This is a genomic window from Kitasatospora sp. NPDC094015, from assembly GCF_040304075.1.
GTDB lineage: Bacteria > Actinomycetota > Actinomycetes > Streptomycetales > Streptomycetaceae > Kitasatospora.
The window spans coordinates 39,517-55,100 of sequence record NZ_JBEOUL010000008.1 but is presented as its reverse complement, the minus strand read 5'-3'; the positions used below and the strand labels follow the sequence as shown (position 1 = coordinate 55,100).

Sequence of the window (15,584 nt, the reverse complement as noted above, 5' to 3'; positions counted from 1 at the left end):
CCGCGCCAGCGTAGGCGTGCGGGGTGCGGGCGGGCGCCGGTCGGCGGGTGGGACGCGGTGGAGTTCGCCCGTTCGGCCCGCCGGGTCAGGCCGGTTCCAGCCGCCACCACTGGGCGGCCAGATCACGGTCCTCCCACTGGCGCACCGAGCCGTCCTCGGCGGCCTCCATCGCCTTGCCGCTGATGAAGGCGGTGACGGTGTACGTGCCGGGGGCGTCCACGTGCTGTTCGAACAGCCACTCCTGGGCGCCGAAGGCGTTGGCGGACCACTGCTGGAGCGGTACGCCGTCCTCGGTGCGGGCGCCGGTGACGTCCAGCCGCTTGCCGCTGGCCGCGTTCTCCAGGTGGTACAGGCCGGCGCCCCGGTGGACGGCGGAGACCTGCCAGAGCTGGGCCGCGGAGCCGTCCTCGGCGGCCAGCCGCACCTTGGCGCCGTGCCGGGCGCTGCCGCCCGCGACCTCCAGCAGCAGTCCGGTGCCGACGTTGCGCAGCCGGTAGCGGCCGTCCGCCACCGGTCCGAGCCGCGGTGTCCTGCCCATCGCCCCACCCCCGAGGTCCTCGTGTGATCGTCCGGCGCCCACGGTACGCCGTACGGGGCGGCCCCTCCGACCGCGCGGAGGCCGGGTGGGGCGGGGGCGGGAGCCGGTGCGGGGGCCCGGTGCGGGGCGGGCGCGGGGCGATCGAGGGGACCGGGGGGACGAATCGCACCATACTGGGACCATGGCGCAGAACACCCCTCCGCCGCACCGCCCGCCGACCGTCACGGTCAAGGGGCGGGACGTGCGGCTCCGCACGCTCGGGATCGGCATCCTCACGGTGCTGGCCGTCTGGTTCATCGCGGTCAACACCGACTCGGTGTCCATCACGCTCTGGGTCACCACTGTCACCCTGCCGCTGTGGGCGGTGCTGACCGTGACGATCCTGACCGGCCTGGTGATCGGCTGGTTCGTCGGCCGCCGCCGGACCAGACAGTGACCGCGGCGCTTCCGGCGGCCCCCGCGACGGGCCGGCCGCGGCGTGCCCGCGCCGGGGCCGGGTAGGAGCCGGGGCATGGGAATCCGTCGCAGATCGTCCGAGCCCGATCCGCCCGAACGGGCGGACCTGACCGCCGTGCCGGGACCGGCCCCGACCGACCCGACCGCCACCGACGCCGTCGCCGACGAACCGGGGCCGCCGGATGCGGTCGGCGAGCTGGCCGCGCTGTCGAGCGAGATGGAACAGGGCTCGGCCACCGCCCGCCGCCGAGGCGTGCGGCGCACCACCGCGCTGGTCGCGGCCACCGCCCGGGCCCTGGGCCGGGGCGGCGGAGCGGCCGCGAAGGGGGCCGGGTACGGCAGCCGGGCGCTGGCCGACCGGCTGCTGCGGACGGCGCCGCGGATCCCGGTCCGCGACCTCGCCACCCTGCGGGCGCAGCATCCGGGCGCCGCCAACCCCGAGGAGTTGGCCGACCTCCTGGTCAGCGGCGCCCTGCGGGCCTCGGCGGCCGTCGGGGCCGGGATCGGGGCCGCGGCGATGCTGCCGGTGCCGCCGGCGATGCCGATCGAGATCGCCGCGGAGACCCTGGTGGTGGCCGCGGTGGAGATCAAACTGATCGCCGAGCTGCACCAGGTGTACGGCGTGCCGGCGGCCGGCACCGCCACCCAGCGCTCGGTCGCCTACGTGAGTGCCTGGGCGGACCGGCGCGGGATCGACGGCTCGGCGATGGCCCACCCGTCGGGGATGGTCGCCCTGGCCGGGCTGGCGATGGGCTCCGAGGTCCGGCAGAAGGTCAGTCGCCGGCTCACCCGCAGCACCCTGCGCAAGCTGCCCTCGCTCGCCCCGATGCTGGTCGGCGCCGGCGTGGGGGCCACCCTCAACCGCCGCGACACCGCCCGGCTCGCCACCCGGGTCCGCGCCGACCTCCGGGTGCGTGCCGCACTCCGCGCCGGCTACTGGGAACAGGCCGCCCCGGGCCCGACCACCTGACCGGGGCCGACCGGCCCGATCCGGCCAACCTGTCTCCGCCGATGGCCGGGACCATGGCTGAGGTACTCCGATTTGCCGGGAGATATGCCCATCCCGGGTTCCCGATACGCAGCCGATATCGGTTGACCCGTCGAGGTTCGTATCCACAGGATGAAGCGCTCGCACGGATGCTTGGTGCGCGCTGCAAGAACCTTGGTCACACCTGGGAGGGGAATTCTCATGCTCAAGGCACTGTCCATGACCCTGGCCGCCGCGGTGGTCGCCGTCGGCGGTTCGCTGGCGGGGGCCGGCTCCGCGAACGCCGCCACCACCGGCTCGGCTTCCGCGCAGGCGGCGCAGAGCGCCCAGAGCGCGAACGGCCGCTCGATCTGCTACCACGCGCACGTCCAGGACATCGGTTGGCAGAACTTCGTCGCCTGCAACGGGGCGATCGCCGGAACCACCGGCCAGGCGAAGAGCATCGAGGCTCTGACCTTCGCCACGGCGGGCACCGGCGGCCTGTGCGTCCGCGCGCACGTGGCGAACGTCGGCTGGCAGTCCTGGGTCTGCGGCGGCGACGGTCAGGACCTCACCGTCGGCACCACCGGCCAGAACCGGGCCATCGAGGCGGTCGAGATCCAGATCAGCACCGGCCAGGTGGCGGCCCAGGCCCACGTGCGCAACATCGGCTGGCAGTCCGCGGTGGCCGGCTACGACATCGTGGTCGGCACCACCGGCCAGAACCTGCCGATCGAGGCGATCGCGGCCGCCGTCTGATCCGCGCACCGCGGTAGCACGACCGCGCCCGCCCCCGTTCCGCCCGGAACGGGGGCGGGCGAGCGTCGTTGACGGGCCGTCAGGGACTGTGCCGCCGGGGGCCGAGGTGACACGGTCGCGGCCGGGGTGGTGCTCCGGGGGCGGTGGGTGGGTAGCGTTCGGTCGGGTGGGTCGGGCTGAGCTGGGCCGATGTCGGGGGATGCAGCGGCGATGCCGAGGCGATGCAGCACCGATGTTCGAACCGCCGAGCCTGGTGGGCGTGACAGCGATGACGCACACCGCGGCCGGCGGAACGGTCTACGACTACCGGCGCAGAGAGCTGATCGAGCCTGACTGGCGGCGCTTCCCGGCGTGGCGCGCGGTCACGGCCGAGGAGTGGCGCGACCCGCAGTGGCAGCGCGCGCACTGTGTGAAGAACGTACGGCAGTTGCGCGAGGTGCTGGGCGAGGGGCCCGGCGAGGCGTTCTACGCCGATGTGGCGCGCGACCAGGCCGAGTTCGCGACCATGTCGCTGCTGCTGCCGCCGCAGGTGATCAATACCATGACGACGGCCGGACCACCGACCGCGGACTCCCTCTACCCGGACCCGGTGCGCCGCTACATGCTGCCGGTCGCCTCCGACCGGCACCCGGAGTGGCCGAGCCACCCGCTGGCGAGCCGCGACTCGCTGCACGAGGCGGACATGTGGGTGGCCGAGGGGCTCACCCACCGGTACCCGACCAAGGTGCTGGCGGAGGTGGTGGCCACCTGCCCGCAGTACTGCGGGCACTGCACCAGGATGGACCTGGTCGGCCCGGCCACCCCGGCCACGCCGAAGTACCGCTTCGCGCTCAAGCCCGGCGACCGGCTCGACCGGATGGTGGAGTACCTGCGGGCCACCCCGTCGGTGCGCGACGTGGTGGTCTCCGGCGGTGACACCGCGAACCTGCCGTGGCCCCGGCTGGAGGCGTTCCTGCTGCGGCTGCTGGAGATCGAGAACATCCGCGACATCCGGATCGCCACCAAGGCGCTGGTGGGCCTGCCGCAGCACTGGCTGTCCGACCAGGTCCGGGCCGGCATGGCCCGGGTCGCCTCGCTCGCCTTCCGGCGCGGCGTCAGCATCGCGGTGCACACCCACGCCAACGCGGCGCAGCAGGTCACCTCGCTCGTCGGGGACGCCGCCCGGGCCATGCTGGAGGCCGGCGTCCGGGACGTCCGCAACCAGGGCGTGCTGCTGCGCGGGGTGAACGACACCCCCACCGCGCTGCTCGACCTGTGCTTCGCGCTGCTGGACGGCGGCCGCATCACGCCGTACTACTTCTACCTCTGCGACATCATCCCCAACAGCGAGCACTGGCGGACCTCGGTCGCCGAGGCGCAGCGCCTCCAGGACGCCATCATGGGCTACCTGCCCGGCTTCGCCACCCCGCGGCTGGTCTGCGACGTGCCCTACGCCGGGAAGCGCTGGGTGCACCAACTCTCCAGCTACGACCGGGAGTCCGGCATCTCGTACTGGACCAAGCACTTCCTCACGCTGCTGGACGCGGACGATCCGACGGCGCTGGAGCGCGTCTACGAGTACCACGACCCGATCTACACCCTCCCCGAGTCCGGGCAGGAGATCTGGCGCCGCCGGTCGGTGCCGGCCCTGTCGGTATTGGAGCGCAGCCGATGATGCTGTTCACGGACCCGGCCGCGGGCGAGGCCTTCGCGGCCGCGCACGGCCGGTTGCAGGAGCTGGAGCGGGCGGGCTTCGCGCCCGAGGCCGTCCGGCAGGTGCAGCAGGAGAAGCTCGCGCTGCTCTGGGAGCGGGCGGCCGAGGCGCCGTACTACCGGGACGCCGAGGGGGTGGCGGAGCGGGACCTGACGGCCGTGCAGCCGACGCCCAAGGACCGGCTGAAGGCCGCGCCGGCGGACTTCGCCCGGCCGGGGCTGGCCCGGGTGGTCAAGTACTACGAGAGCTCGGGTTCGGGCGGCATCCCGACGCCGACGCCGCGGGTGGCCGAGGACATCGTGCACAACGTGGTCGGGGTGGCCCCGCTGTGGCGGCGGGCGCTGGGCGCCGACCCGCGCCGGGTGGCGGTGCTGCTGCCCTCGGACGTGGTGCCGGTGGCCGACTTCGTGGCCGGCGTCTGCGAGTACCTGGGGCACGCGGCGCTGCGCTGCTACCCGTTCACCACCGGGATGTGCGACTTCGACCGGCTGGAGCGGCTGTTCACCGGCTTCCGGCCCGAGGTGGTGTTCGCCGCGCCGGGGGTCCTCACCCAGTGGACCCGGGTGCTGAAGAGCCGCGGCGCGCTGGCGGCGGTCCGCGCCGAACTGCGCACGGTGATGCTGCTCGGCGAGGTGTCGCTGCCCGCGCAGCGCGCCAAGCTGGCCGCCGACTGGCAGGCCGACGTGTTCGACGCCTCCTACGGCAGCACCGAGACCGGCACCATCGCCGCCACCTGCGAGCGTGACCGGCTGCACCTGCTGAACCACGGGCACGTGCTCGAACTGCGCGACGGGGACAAGCTGGTGCCCGCCGAGCCGGGCGCGGTCGGCGAGCTGGTGGACACCCCGCTGAACAACTTCGCCCGCCCGCTGCTGCGGTTCGCCACCGGCGACCTCGCGGAGGTGCTCGGCGAGCCCTGTCCGTGCGGCCTCGCGCTGCCCACGGTTCGGATCCACGGCCGCGGCAGCGACCGGGTGGAGATCGCCGGGGCGGTGGTGGACGAGCGCCTGATCGGTTCGATCGTCTACCAGGACCACCGGGTCACCGGCTACCTGATCCAGGTCCGCGCCGAGGGTACCCGGCTGGTGCTGGAGCGCGACGTGGACGTGACCGACCCCGACGAGGAGCTGGCCGCCGACGCCCGGGAGCGGTTCGCCGGCACCGGGGTCGGCTGGGACGAGATCGTGGTGGTCAGCCAGCTGCCCGCCACCACCAAGGCGGGCGGCAGCCAGAAGAACTGGAAGCGCACCAACGTGGTGGTCGCCGGATGAGCCGGTTCACCGTGCTCGCCGACGGCGGGGCCCGCCAGGGCGAGGCCGACCTGTGGTGCAGCTACGCCGCGGTGCGCACCCTGCACTGGCTCGGCGAGACGCCGACCCGCCCGGCGGACGTGCGGTCCTACGTGCTGTCCCGGCAGAACGCGGACGGCGGCTTCGCCTGGCAGCGCGGCCTGCCCTCCGACATCTGGGCCACCTACTACTGCGCGCAGACGCTCGCCGACCTCGGGGAGCCGGTGCCCCGCACCGAGCAGCTGGTCGACTGGCTGGCCCGGCTCCGCACGGCGGACGGCGGCTTCGCGATGACGCCCGGTCAGGGCGCCGACGTGTGGGCCACGTACTACGCCACCCGGGTGCACGCCGAGGTGGTCGGGGTGCCGGTGCCCGAGCCGGAGGCGCTCGGCCGCTGGCTGGCCGCGGCGCAGCACGCCTCCGGCGGGCTCACCTGGAGCCCCGGCGGCGCCGAACCGGACGTGCGGGCGAGCTACTACGGCGCGCTCGCCTGGCGGGCGGCCGCCGGCGCGGCCCCGGTGCCGTGGCAGGACGAGGCGATGGTGGCCTGGGTGCGGGACCAGCAGGTGGCCGGGGGCGGCTTCCGGTTCGGGCCCGGCTCCCACCCCTGCCTGTGGGCGACCTTCCGGGCGGTGCGGGCGCTGGACGCGGTCGGGGCCAAGCCGCGGGACCAGGCCGGGCTGCTGGCCTGGATGGACGCCCGCCGGCTGCCGGACGGCGGCTTCGAGCGCTGGGAGGGGTACGGGGCCTCGGACGTGTGGGCGTGCTTCAGCGCGGTCGGCGCGTACCAGACCCTGGGCCGCGGCTTCGACCCGGTGGAGCGCGAGCAGATCGCCGACCAGGTCCGCGGCTGCCAGCTCCCCGACTCGGGCTACACCTACACGGTGCCCTCGCACGCCGGCGACAGCCTGGCGACCGCGGCGGCCGTGGTGCTCACCGCCCTGCGGCCGGCCGACGGCCCGGCCCGGCCGGACACCCTGACGCGCTGGCTGCGGCGGGCCCATCTGCCCTACGAGGGCGGCGTGATGTACATGCCGGGGCGCGGCGCGGAGGTGCGCTGCACGCTCTGGGCGGTCGAGGCGCTGGGCGCGGTCGGCTCCGGGCTGGACGCGCAGCGGCTGGGCGGCTGGGTGCGCGGGCTGCAGAACGCCGACGGCGGTTTCGGCTACTGGCTGGGCCGGGGCTCCGACCTGGTCTCCACCGCCAGTGCCGTCGAGGCGCTGGCCGCCGCCGGGCTCGACCCGCGCGAGTGGATCCGGGTGGAGCCGGCACTCGCCTTCCTGGCGAGCTGCGGCACGGACGGGCGGTACGGGCCGGTGCCCGGCGCGGAGCCGACGCTGGGCGCCACCGCGCAGGCCGCCCGGGTGCTGCAGCTGCTCGGCGAGCCCGCGACCGCGCACGCGATCGGCGTCGAACTGTCGTCGCTGGCCGGCCCGTTGGGCGGCTTCGGCGCGGCCGGTCGGGGCCTGCCGGACCTGATGTCCACCTACCAGGTGATCCTCACCCAGCACGTGCTCGGCCTGCCGGTCGACCTGGACGGGCTGCGCCGCTTCCTGGCCAAGGTCAGGGTCGGTTCGGGCTTCGCCTGGAGCCCGCTGAGCCGGCAGCCGGCCGGCCTGCTGGCGGCCTGCCTCGGCGGGCAGCTCAGCGTCCTGGCCGCCAGCGACGCGGCCCCGGCCCGCCTGCTGCGGCTGAACCTCTAGGACGTGTTCCGCCGGTCCGGCCCGGACCGACGGAGCGATCCGGCGCCGTACCCATCCGAAGGGAGACCCGTCCGTGCCGACCACCAAGGTCGAGACCCCGCTCGCCGATCCGCTGTTCGAACGCGAGGTGGCCAAGCGACTGAGCTTCTGGTGGCGCCGGCGAGGCGTCGACATCAACCACGTGATCACGCGCTTCGCCGACCTGCCCGGCCACCGGGTGTTCAGCGGCCCGTTCCCGCTGGCCGGCCCGGAGGGCGACCCCGCGGAGCTGTTCGCGATCGTCACCTGCGTGCTCTCGCACGACCGCGACGCCGACTTCCGGCGCTCGTACGCGCTCGCCGTGCGCGACGCGCTCGGGGCCCGCATCCCGGCCGACCGCGTCTTCCTGTCCTTCGAACCCACCGATCCGGCCGACCACTTCGCCCCGGGCGACACCTGGGCCGAGCCGTCCGAGGAGATACTGTGACCGCGATCCCCGCCGAAGCCGCCACCCTGCGCGACCCGCTGCGGGCGGCCCTCGCCGCGCTGCTCGACCACCCGCTGACGGCCGCCGAGGACGAGGTCTCGCTCGCCGAGATCGTGCCCGAGCGCTACGACAGCCTCGGGGTGCTGGACGCCGTCGGGCTGGTCGAGAAGGACTTCGGCGTCACCATCGACCTGGTCGTGGACGACCTGCGGTCCTCGTTCTTCAGCGTGGCCACGATCGCCGCGCTGGTGGAGCGCAAGCAGCGCGACGCCGCCGTGCTCGGCCTGCTCGCGTGAGCGTGCGACTGGCCGGCCCGGAGGTGGAGTTCACCACCTCCGGCTCCACCGGGGAGCCGCAGCGGTGGCTGCGCACCGAGCAGCAGATCGAGGCCGAGGCGGGGCTGCTGGCGGCGCTGTGCGCGGCCGACGGCGTCGACGGGGTGATCTCGTACGCGCCGCCGCGCCACCTGTACGGGCACCTGCTCAGCCTGGCGGTGCCGCGTCTGCTGGGCGTGCCCTGCCTGCAGGCGGGCCTGACCGTGCCGCTCACCCGGGCGGCGGCCGACTGGCGCCGGCCGCTGATCGCCGCAGTGCCGGCCGCCTTCGCGGTGCTGGCCCGCAGCCTGCCCCGGCTGGCCGCGGCCGAGCGGATCACGCTGGTGCACAGCAGCGCCGTACTGCCGCCCGCCGCCCTGGAGTTGCTGGCCGCGCTCGGCGAACGGGCCCGGCTGGTCGAGCTGTTCGGCGCCACCGAGACCGGGCTGATCGCCACCCGGACCGGCGGCGACGGCGACGGCGACTGGACGCTCGCCGAGGACACCGACTTCGCCCCCGACGGCCCCGAGCCCGGCCCGGACGGTGTCCGGCGGTTGCGGATCACCGGCCCCCGGCTGGCCCGCCGTCCGGAGCAGCCGGCCCCGACGGCCGCGGAGACCGGCGACCTGGTCTCCGTGGTCGGCCCGCGGACCTTCCGCTGGCACGGCCGCGGCGGCCGACTGGTCAAGATCAACGGCGTCCGGGTCGACCTCGACCTGGTCACCGCCCGGCTGTGCGCGGCCGTTCCGGGGGTGGCGATCACCTGCCGGCCCGAGCCGGACCCGCTGCGCGGCGAGTGGTACGCCGTGCACGCCGGCACCGACGACCCGGGGCTGCTCGCCGCGCTGCGCGAGGCCGTCCGGCTGCTGCCGGCCGCCGAGCGGCCCCGCGCCCTGCACCCCCACCCGCCCCTCGACCACCCGCCCCTCGACCAGGAGGTCCGATGACCGACACGGCCGCCGCCCTGCGCAACCTGGCCCGCCAGGCCACCAGGTTCCCGCACTTCCGCGACAAGTACGGGAAGGTCGACCTCGAGGGCGACTTCGACTACACCGACCTCCCCGAGATGACCCGTGACGACGTCACGGTGGCGGCCGAGCAGGCCGCCGCGCACCGTCCCCGGTCGGGCTCCGCCTACCTGTTCACCAGCGGCGGGAGCACCGCCGAGCCCAAGCTCGCCTGGATCCCCACCGAGATGCACCTCGGTGAGCTGACCCGGCACTGGCAGCCGCTGACCGACACCGACGTGCTGGCCAACCTGGCCAGCCCGGGCCGGCTGTGGTCCGCGCACTACTGCTACAACCGGCTGGCGGAGCTGGCCGGCGCCGACGTGATCGGGCTCGGCTACGTCGCGGACGAGGAACTCGGCCAGTGGCTGGACTTCCTGACCCGGCACGGCACCACGGCGGTCGCCGGCACCCCCTCCCAGCTGGAGCGGATCCTGCTGTTCTGCGAGCGGACCGGCCACCCGTTCGCCGGCACCCTGCGGGTCGGCATCTGGTTCGGCGAGCCCTGCGGCCCGCAGCTGCCGGTGCTGCGCGACCGGGTGGCGCCGGGGCTCGGCCTGTGGGGCCACTACGGCTCGACCGAGACCTGGGTGATCGGGCACAACGGCCCCGGCTGCCCGATCGACACCTTCCACCTGCTGCCGTACCAGCACGTGGAACTCGCCGACGGCGCGGTGCTGGTGAGCACCCTGCACCCCGGGGCGGTGGCGCCGGTCATCCGCTACCGGATCGGCGACCGGGCCGAGGAGGTCGCCTGCCCGTGCGGGCGGCCCGGCCGCGCGCTGCGGGTGGCGGGCCGGGAGGGCTCGCTGGTGAAGTTCGCCGGCACCCTGGTCTCGCCGCACCAGCTGGTCGCGATCGCCACCGAACTGCCGGGCGTCACGGCCGCGCAGATCGTGCTGACCGGCGCGGCCGGGATCGCCGAGCGGGCCGAGGTGCTGGTGGTCGGCGAGGCCGAGGAGGAGACCGTGCGGGCCCACCTGCTGGCCTCCCAGATCGACCTGGGCTTCGCCCTGCGCGGCGACGACGAGGAGTTCACCGTCCGCCGGGTCGACTCCCTGCCGGCCAACCCGCGGACCGGCAAGACCCCGGACTTCCGCTGGGCGCAGGCCGACTGATGCCGACCCACGACCGGCCGCTGCCGACGCCCCGGCAGCTGCTGCTGCCGCTGGCCGAGCGCGACCGCCTGCTCGCCGAGGGGGCGTTGGACCCCGCCGCGTACCGGGCAGCGCTGCTGGAGCACATCCGGCGCGCCGACCCGCTGGTGCGCGCGTTCGTGGACTGGCGGCCCACCGACGTGGCCGGGGCGCCGCTGCCCGGGCGGCCCTCGGTGACGTACAAGGACACCATCCACGTGGCCGGCCGGGCCACCCGGCTGGGGATCCGCAGCGGCTACCGGGAGTACCCGGCGGCCTCGGCCGAGATCGCCGCCCGGCTGGCCCGGCGCGGGCTGCACTGCCTGGGCAAGGTCACCACCACCGAGTGCGCGCTCGGGACGGCCAAACCCAGCTGCAACCCGGTGCACCCGCACGTCTCCACCGCCGGCTCGTCCTGCGGTTCGGCGGTCGCGGTCGCGGCCGGCTTCTGCGACCTGTCGGTGGGCAGCGACTCGGGCGGCTCGCTGCGCTGGCCCGCCGTGTACTGCGGGGTGACGGCGCTGCGGGTCACCCCGCGCCCGGAGCTTCTGGCCGGCGTACACGCGGTCTCGCCGCGGATGGAGTCGGTCGGGCTGGTCACCAGGACCGCCGCCGACCTCGGCCGGCTGTGGCACCACCACGGCCTGGCGGAGAGCTTCGGCGCTCCCCCGGTCGAGCCGCCGCAGCAGCTGCGGTTCGCGGTGGCGGCGCCCCCGGCGGAGCCGCTGCACCCGCAGGTGCGGGCGCTGCTGGACGCGGTCGCCCGGGCGCTCGGCGAGCGGGGCCACCTTTCGGTACGGGCCGAGCTGGACGAGGTGTGGGCGCTGCGCGCGCCGGCCGGCGAGCTGCTGGCCCGGGAGGCGTACGACAGCTACGGCCCGCTGGTCGGTGCGCCCGGCGCCGACCTCGGCCCGGACACCCTCGCCGCGATCGGGCGCGGCACCGCCGTGGACGACGCCCGGCACGCCGCGTTGCGGGCCGGCCAGGGCCGCGCCGAGGCGCTGCTGACGGCCCTGCTGCGGGAGCAGCTGGACGTGCTGGTGCTGCCGCTGGAGGCGGGCCTGCCGGACCTGGTCGGCGTGCCGGGCGATCCCGCCCTCGGCGCGGGCGGCGAGCTGACCCTGATCGCCAACTACGCGCGGCTGCCGGTGCTGGCGATCCCGCTGGCGCTCAGCGGGCAGGACTCGCCGCTGGGCGTGCAGGTGCTGGCCGCACCCGGCGCGGACGGCCTGCTGGTCGCCGTGGCCGAGATCCTCGAACAGCTCGCTGGGTCGATCACCCACACGATGAGACGGACGGCTGACGTATGACGAGTGCACCCACACCGCCCGGCGCGGTGGTCCTGCTGGGCGCGATGCTGGGCGGACGGTACCCGGAGCTGGTCCCGGCCGCGCTGCGGCGCGGACTGACCGTGCTGGGCATCGACACCGACACCGCGCGCGCCCGGCGCTTCGACCAGGCCCGCCGGGAGAACCCCGAACACCCCCTGGCGGGGCTGGCCGAGATGGCCTGGCTGCCCGGGGAGCGGCACGAGGAGATCGTCCAGCAGGTGCTGGACTGGGACGCCGAGCACCGGGTCGCGGCGGTGGTCCCGTTCGGCGAGGACTACGTGGAGGCGACCGCGCTGGTGGCCGACCTGCTCGGCCTGCCGGCGCCCGGTCTGCGGGCCGGTCGGGTGTGCCGCAACAAGCTGCTGCAGCGCCGCTACCTGGCCGCGCAGAGCCCGCGCTCGGTCCTGCTGCCGGCCGCCGACCGGGCCGACCGGGCCGACCGGGCGGCCGCCTGGGACACCTTCCCGGCCGTGGTCAAGCCGCTGGACGGGCAGGCCAGTTCCGGGGTGGAGCGGGTGGACGACCTGGCGCAGCTGGCGGCCGTGCTGGCCGAGCGGGACGAGGCCGAGGCGCTGCTGCTGGAGGAGCTGGTGGCCGGCCACGAGGTGTCGGTCGAGTCGCTGGTGCAGCACGGCGTGCCGGTGTTCGCGGCGGTCACCGGCAAGCGCACCAACGAGGGCGCGGGACCGGACGAGGCGGCCCGCTTCTTCGTGGAGCTCGGCCACACCGTGCCCGACCCGGAGCTCTCCCCCGCCGCCCGGCGGGCGGTGCTGGACGCCAACGCCGCGGTGCTGGCCCGGCTGGACTTCCGGGACGGCATCGCGCACGCCGAGTACCGGGTGACCGCCGAGGGCGAGGTCCGGCTGATGGAGATCGCGGCGCGGGCTGCCGGCGACAACATCCTGACGCTGTACCACCTGGCCACCGGCGCCCCGCTGGAGGAGGCGCTGCTCGGCATCGCGCTGGGCGAGCCGACCACCTACCCCGAGCCGCGCCGGTTCGTGCGGCAGGTCTACCCGGAGCACACCCCCGGGGTGCTGCTGGACGTGACGGCGCCGGGCCTGGACACCGAGGTCAGCTGGCTGGCGGAGCGCTGGATGTGGCCGCCCGTCAAGCCGCTGTCCGACGAGCCGGGCGCGGTGCACATGATCGTCGCGGGCCGCGCCCGCGGCGACCGGCTGACCGGGATCAAGGCGTCCTCGGACCGCTCGGCCATGTACGTCATCGACGCGCCGACCCCCACGGAACTCGACGAGCTCCAGGCCCGGGTGGACGCGGCGCTCACCGTGGAGGTCGACCCGAATGGCTGAGTCCCGTACCGAGGCGGCCCGCCGGCTGGTCCGCGAGCGGCTGGACCCGCTGCGCCCGCCCGGCTACCGGCGGATCGCCGCGGCGATGCTGGTCACCAACGTCGGCAACGGCATGCAGTTCATCGCCAACTGCCTGCTGGTGCTGGAGATGACCCACAGCCCGCGGGCGGTGGCGCTGGTGCTGCTCACCGCGGCGATCCCCGGGGTGTTCTTCGGCCCGCTGATCGGGGTGGCGATCGACAAGTTCGAGCGCCGCTGGGTGTTCGCGCTGGCGGACACCGTCTCGGTGGTCACCCTGGCGGTGACGCTGGCCCTGATCGGCACCGGGCACCTGCAGACCTGGCACGTGTTCGCGATGGTCTTCGTGCTCGGCCTGACCGAGTCGACGGCGGTGCCCACCGGGACGACGATGGTGCGTGAGATCGTCCCGGTCCAGAAGCTGCTGGCGGCCAACGCCACCACCGGCGTGGCGGTCCAGATCGGCAACGTCATCGGTACCGCGTTCGGCGGGTTCCTGATCGCCGCGTCCTCGGTGACCTGGGTGCTGGCGATCAACCTGGTGTCGTTCACCGCCTCGGCGCTGTTCGTCTCCGGGGTGAAGACCGACCGGGTCATCACCAAGACCGGCGGCGACGGCTGGCGGGAGACCGTCAAGCGGGCCGCGGCCGGCTTCACCTACCTGCGCACGCACCCGAAGACGCTGCCCTCGTACACCATGCTGCTGGTGCTGTTCGCGGTGCTCTACATGATGAACACGCTGGTCGCGCCGTACGCGGAGAACGTGCTCGAGGTCGGGGCGAGCGGGCTGGGGTTCATCGACGCGATGTTCGCGGTCGGCGCGATCCTCGGCGGGCTGGCGCTGCCGCTGCTGACCGCGCGGCTGAACCGGGACCGGCTGGCCTGCTTCGGGCTGGTCGGGATGGGCGTGACGCTGATCCTGCTCTGGCGGGCCGAGGGACTGGCCCAGCCGATGGTGCTGTACGCGCTGGCGGGCATCAACTTCCAGGCGTTCTACATCTTCCGCACCCGGGTCCAGGAGCAGGTCCCGGTGGACATCCAGGGCCGGGTGATGGCGCTGCTGATCACCACCGTGGGCATCTGCCGGATGGGCGTGTACATCGTGCTCGCCGCCTTCGTCTCCACCCTCACGCTCCGGCTGATCTACCTGTGCTGCGGGATCGCGGTGGTGGTCCTCGGAGTCGTCATGACCACCCACACGATCGTGCGGCGGGTCGAATCGCGTCCGCCGGAGAGCGAGCCCGAGCTCGTCCCGGCCACCACAGGGAGCTAGCCCACCATGGAGAACCGACCCCCCGCCCTGCTGCTGGTCGGCGGCCTGACCGTGGCCTGGAACCAGCGCTACCTGGACGCCGCCCGCGACCGCGGCCTGGCCGTCCTGGTGCTGGACGCGCCGACCGCGGCCGCCGCCGCCCTGCTCGCCGACCCGGAGTCGGCCGGGCTGGCGCCGGGCACCCTGGCCGAGGCCGCGCTGGTGGCGGCCGACGACCACGCCGCACTGGCCGACCGGGCGGCCGGCTGGGCCCGGACGTACGACATCCGCGGGGTGTGCTGCCTGCGCGAGGAGTACGTGGAGGGCACCGCGCTGGTCGCCGACCTGCTGGGGCTGCGCTCGCCGGGGCTGCGGGCCGCCCGGGTCTGCCGCAACAAGCACCTGCAGCGCCGCTACCTGGCCGACTGGAGCCCGGTGTCCGCGCTCGTCGCGGCCGGGGCGCGGGAGCGGATCGCGGCCGGCTGGCAGGACTTCCCGCTGGTGGTCAAGCCGGTCGGCCGGCTGGCCAGCTCGGGCGTGCGGCTGGCCGCCGACCGGACGCAGCTGCTCGACTCGCTCGGCGCGTACGGGCCCGAGGAGACGCTGCTGTTCGAGCAGCGGGCGGCCGGACCCGAGTACTCGGTGGAGTCGCTCAGCCTGGACGGCGAGGTGCACTACCTGGGCACCACCGAGAAGCGCACCACCGAGGTCAGCGGCGACTACTTCGTCGAGATGGGGCACACCACCCCGGCCCCGGGCCTGGACCCGCAGGCCCGGGAGGCGCTGCACGCCGTCCACCGGGCCGTGCTGGCCCGCCTGGACTTCCGCACCGGGATGGCGCACGCCGAGTACCGGGTCGCCCCCGACGGGCGGATCACCCTGATCGAGATCGCCGCCCGGCCGCCGGGCGACAGCATCATGGCCCTGCACTGGCTGGCCACCCTGGCCCCGCTGGAGGACGCGGTGGTCGCGGTCGCGCTGGGCGAGGCCCCGGCGCCGGCCCGGCCGCACCGGATCGCCCGCCAGGTCTACCTGCCGCACGAGGCGGGCGTCCTGGACGGCCTCGACGTGGACGGGCAACTGGACACCCCCGCCCAGTGGTTCGACCCGGCGCTGGTCCGGCCCCAGGTGACCGCCTGCGGCGAGCCGGCCTCGCCGGCGGCGCTGCGCTGCGTGGTGGCGCTCAAGCCGGCCGGCACCGTGCTGGAACCGATCCGGCAGTCCGGCGACCGCGCCGCGATGTTCGTGGTGGACGCCCCGACGGCCGAGGCACTGGACGAGATCGAGCGGCGCTGCCTCGCGGCGATCTCGCTGCGGACCCGAGACTGAACGGACGGCACCCGAC

At 75.1% G+C, this 15,584-nt stretch carries 15 protein-coding genes; 14 read left to right on the top strand and 1 reads right to left on the bottom strand.

The features are described from left to right. Positions 1-85: 85 nt before the first annotated feature. On the bottom strand, positions 86-538 hold the full coding sequence (locus ABT014_RS12700) for an RICIN domain-containing protein (protein ID WP_350638706.1): 453 nt from the start codon (positions 536-538) through the stop codon (positions 86-88). 181 nt (positions 539-719) lie between these two features. On the opposite strand from ABT014_RS12700, the gene ABT014_RS12695 reads away from it, so the two are divergent. From ABT014_RS12695 to ABT014_RS12630, 14 genes are all read left to right on the top strand, one after another. Next, the gene (locus ABT014_RS12695) at positions 720-974 is read left to right on the top strand and encodes a LapA family protein (RefSeq protein ID WP_350638705.1); all 255 of its coding nucleotides are present in this window, start codon (positions 720-722) and stop codon (positions 972-974) included. A 75-nt stretch (positions 975-1,049) separates the two neighbouring features. Then, a complete protein-coding gene (locus ABT014_RS12690) occupies positions 1,050-1,964 on the top strand; it encodes a hypothetical protein (protein WP_350638704.1) in 915 nt (304 codons plus the stop codon). Between the two features lie 219 nt (positions 1,965-2,183). Further along, complete coding sequence (locus ABT014_RS12685) at positions 2,184-2,720, top strand: hypothetical protein (RefSeq protein ID WP_350638703.1); 537 nt, start codon at positions 2,184-2,186, stop codon at positions 2,718-2,720. 268 nt (positions 2,721-2,988) lie between these two features. Beyond that, positions 2,989-4,374 carry a KamA family radical SAM protein gene (locus ABT014_RS12680; RefSeq protein ID WP_350638923.1) on the top strand — a complete coding sequence of 462 codons (1,386 nt, stop codon included), beginning with the start codon at positions 2,989-2,991 and terminating at the stop codon, positions 4,372-4,374. Beyond that, positions 4,371-5,684 carry a phenylacetate--CoA ligase family protein gene (locus ABT014_RS12675; RefSeq protein ID WP_350638702.1) on the top strand — a complete coding sequence of 438 codons (1,314 nt, stop codon included), beginning with the start codon at positions 4,371-4,373 and terminating at the stop codon, positions 5,682-5,684. Before ABT014_RS12680 ends, ABT014_RS12675 begins: the two co-directional genes overlap by 4 nt. Then, the gene (locus ABT014_RS12670) at positions 5,681-7,405 is read left to right on the top strand and encodes a prenyltransferase/squalene oxidase repeat-containing protein (protein WP_350638701.1); all 1,725 of its coding nucleotides are present in this window, start codon (positions 5,681-5,683) and stop codon (positions 7,403-7,405) included. Before ABT014_RS12675 ends, ABT014_RS12670 begins: the two co-directional genes overlap by 4 nt. A gap of 73 nt (positions 7,406-7,478) precedes the next feature. Further along, positions 7,479-7,871 (top strand): hypothetical protein, encoded by a 393-nt coding sequence (locus ABT014_RS12665; RefSeq protein ID WP_350638700.1) that lies wholly within the window; start codon positions 7,479-7,481, stop codon positions 7,869-7,871. After that, on the top strand, positions 7,868-8,167 hold the full coding sequence (locus tag ABT014_RS12660; RefSeq protein WP_350638699.1) for a hypothetical protein: 300 nt from the start codon (positions 7,868-7,870) through the stop codon (positions 8,165-8,167). The genes ABT014_RS12665 and ABT014_RS12660 overlap by 4 nt, the downstream gene beginning before the upstream one ends. Continuing rightward, complete coding sequence (locus ABT014_RS12655; RefSeq protein WP_350638698.1) at positions 8,164-9,132, top strand: AMP-binding protein; 969 nt, start codon at positions 8,164-8,166, stop codon at positions 9,130-9,132. Before ABT014_RS12660 ends, ABT014_RS12655 begins: the two co-directional genes overlap by 4 nt. Continuing rightward, positions 9,129-10,310: an AMP-binding protein gene (locus tag ABT014_RS12650; protein WP_350638697.1), complete on the top strand. Its 1,182-nt coding sequence runs from the start codon at positions 9,129-9,131 to the stop codon at positions 10,308-10,310. Before ABT014_RS12655 ends, ABT014_RS12650 begins: the two co-directional genes overlap by 4 nt. Continuing rightward, complete coding sequence (locus tag ABT014_RS12645) at positions 10,310-11,638, top strand: amidase (RefSeq protein WP_350638696.1); 1,329 nt, start codon at positions 10,310-10,312, stop codon at positions 11,636-11,638. The genes ABT014_RS12650 and ABT014_RS12645 overlap by 1 nt, the downstream gene beginning before the upstream one ends. Beyond that, complete coding sequence (locus ABT014_RS12640) at positions 11,635-12,969, top strand: ATP-grasp domain-containing protein (RefSeq protein ID WP_350638695.1); 1,335 nt, start codon at positions 11,635-11,637, stop codon at positions 12,967-12,969. The genes ABT014_RS12645 and ABT014_RS12640 overlap by 4 nt, the downstream gene beginning before the upstream one ends. After that, positions 12,962-14,260, top strand: a complete 1,299-nt coding sequence (locus ABT014_RS12635; RefSeq protein WP_350638694.1) for an MFS transporter — start codon at positions 12,962-12,964, stop codon at positions 14,258-14,260. Before ABT014_RS12640 ends, ABT014_RS12635 begins: the two co-directional genes overlap by 8 nt. A 6-nt stretch (positions 14,261-14,266) precedes the next feature. Beyond that, positions 14,267-15,568, top strand: coding sequence for an ATP-grasp domain-containing protein (locus tag ABT014_RS12630; protein ID WP_350638693.1), 1,302 nt, complete (start codon positions 14,267-14,269; stop codon positions 15,566-15,568). Positions 15,569-15,584: the final 16 nt, after the last annotated feature.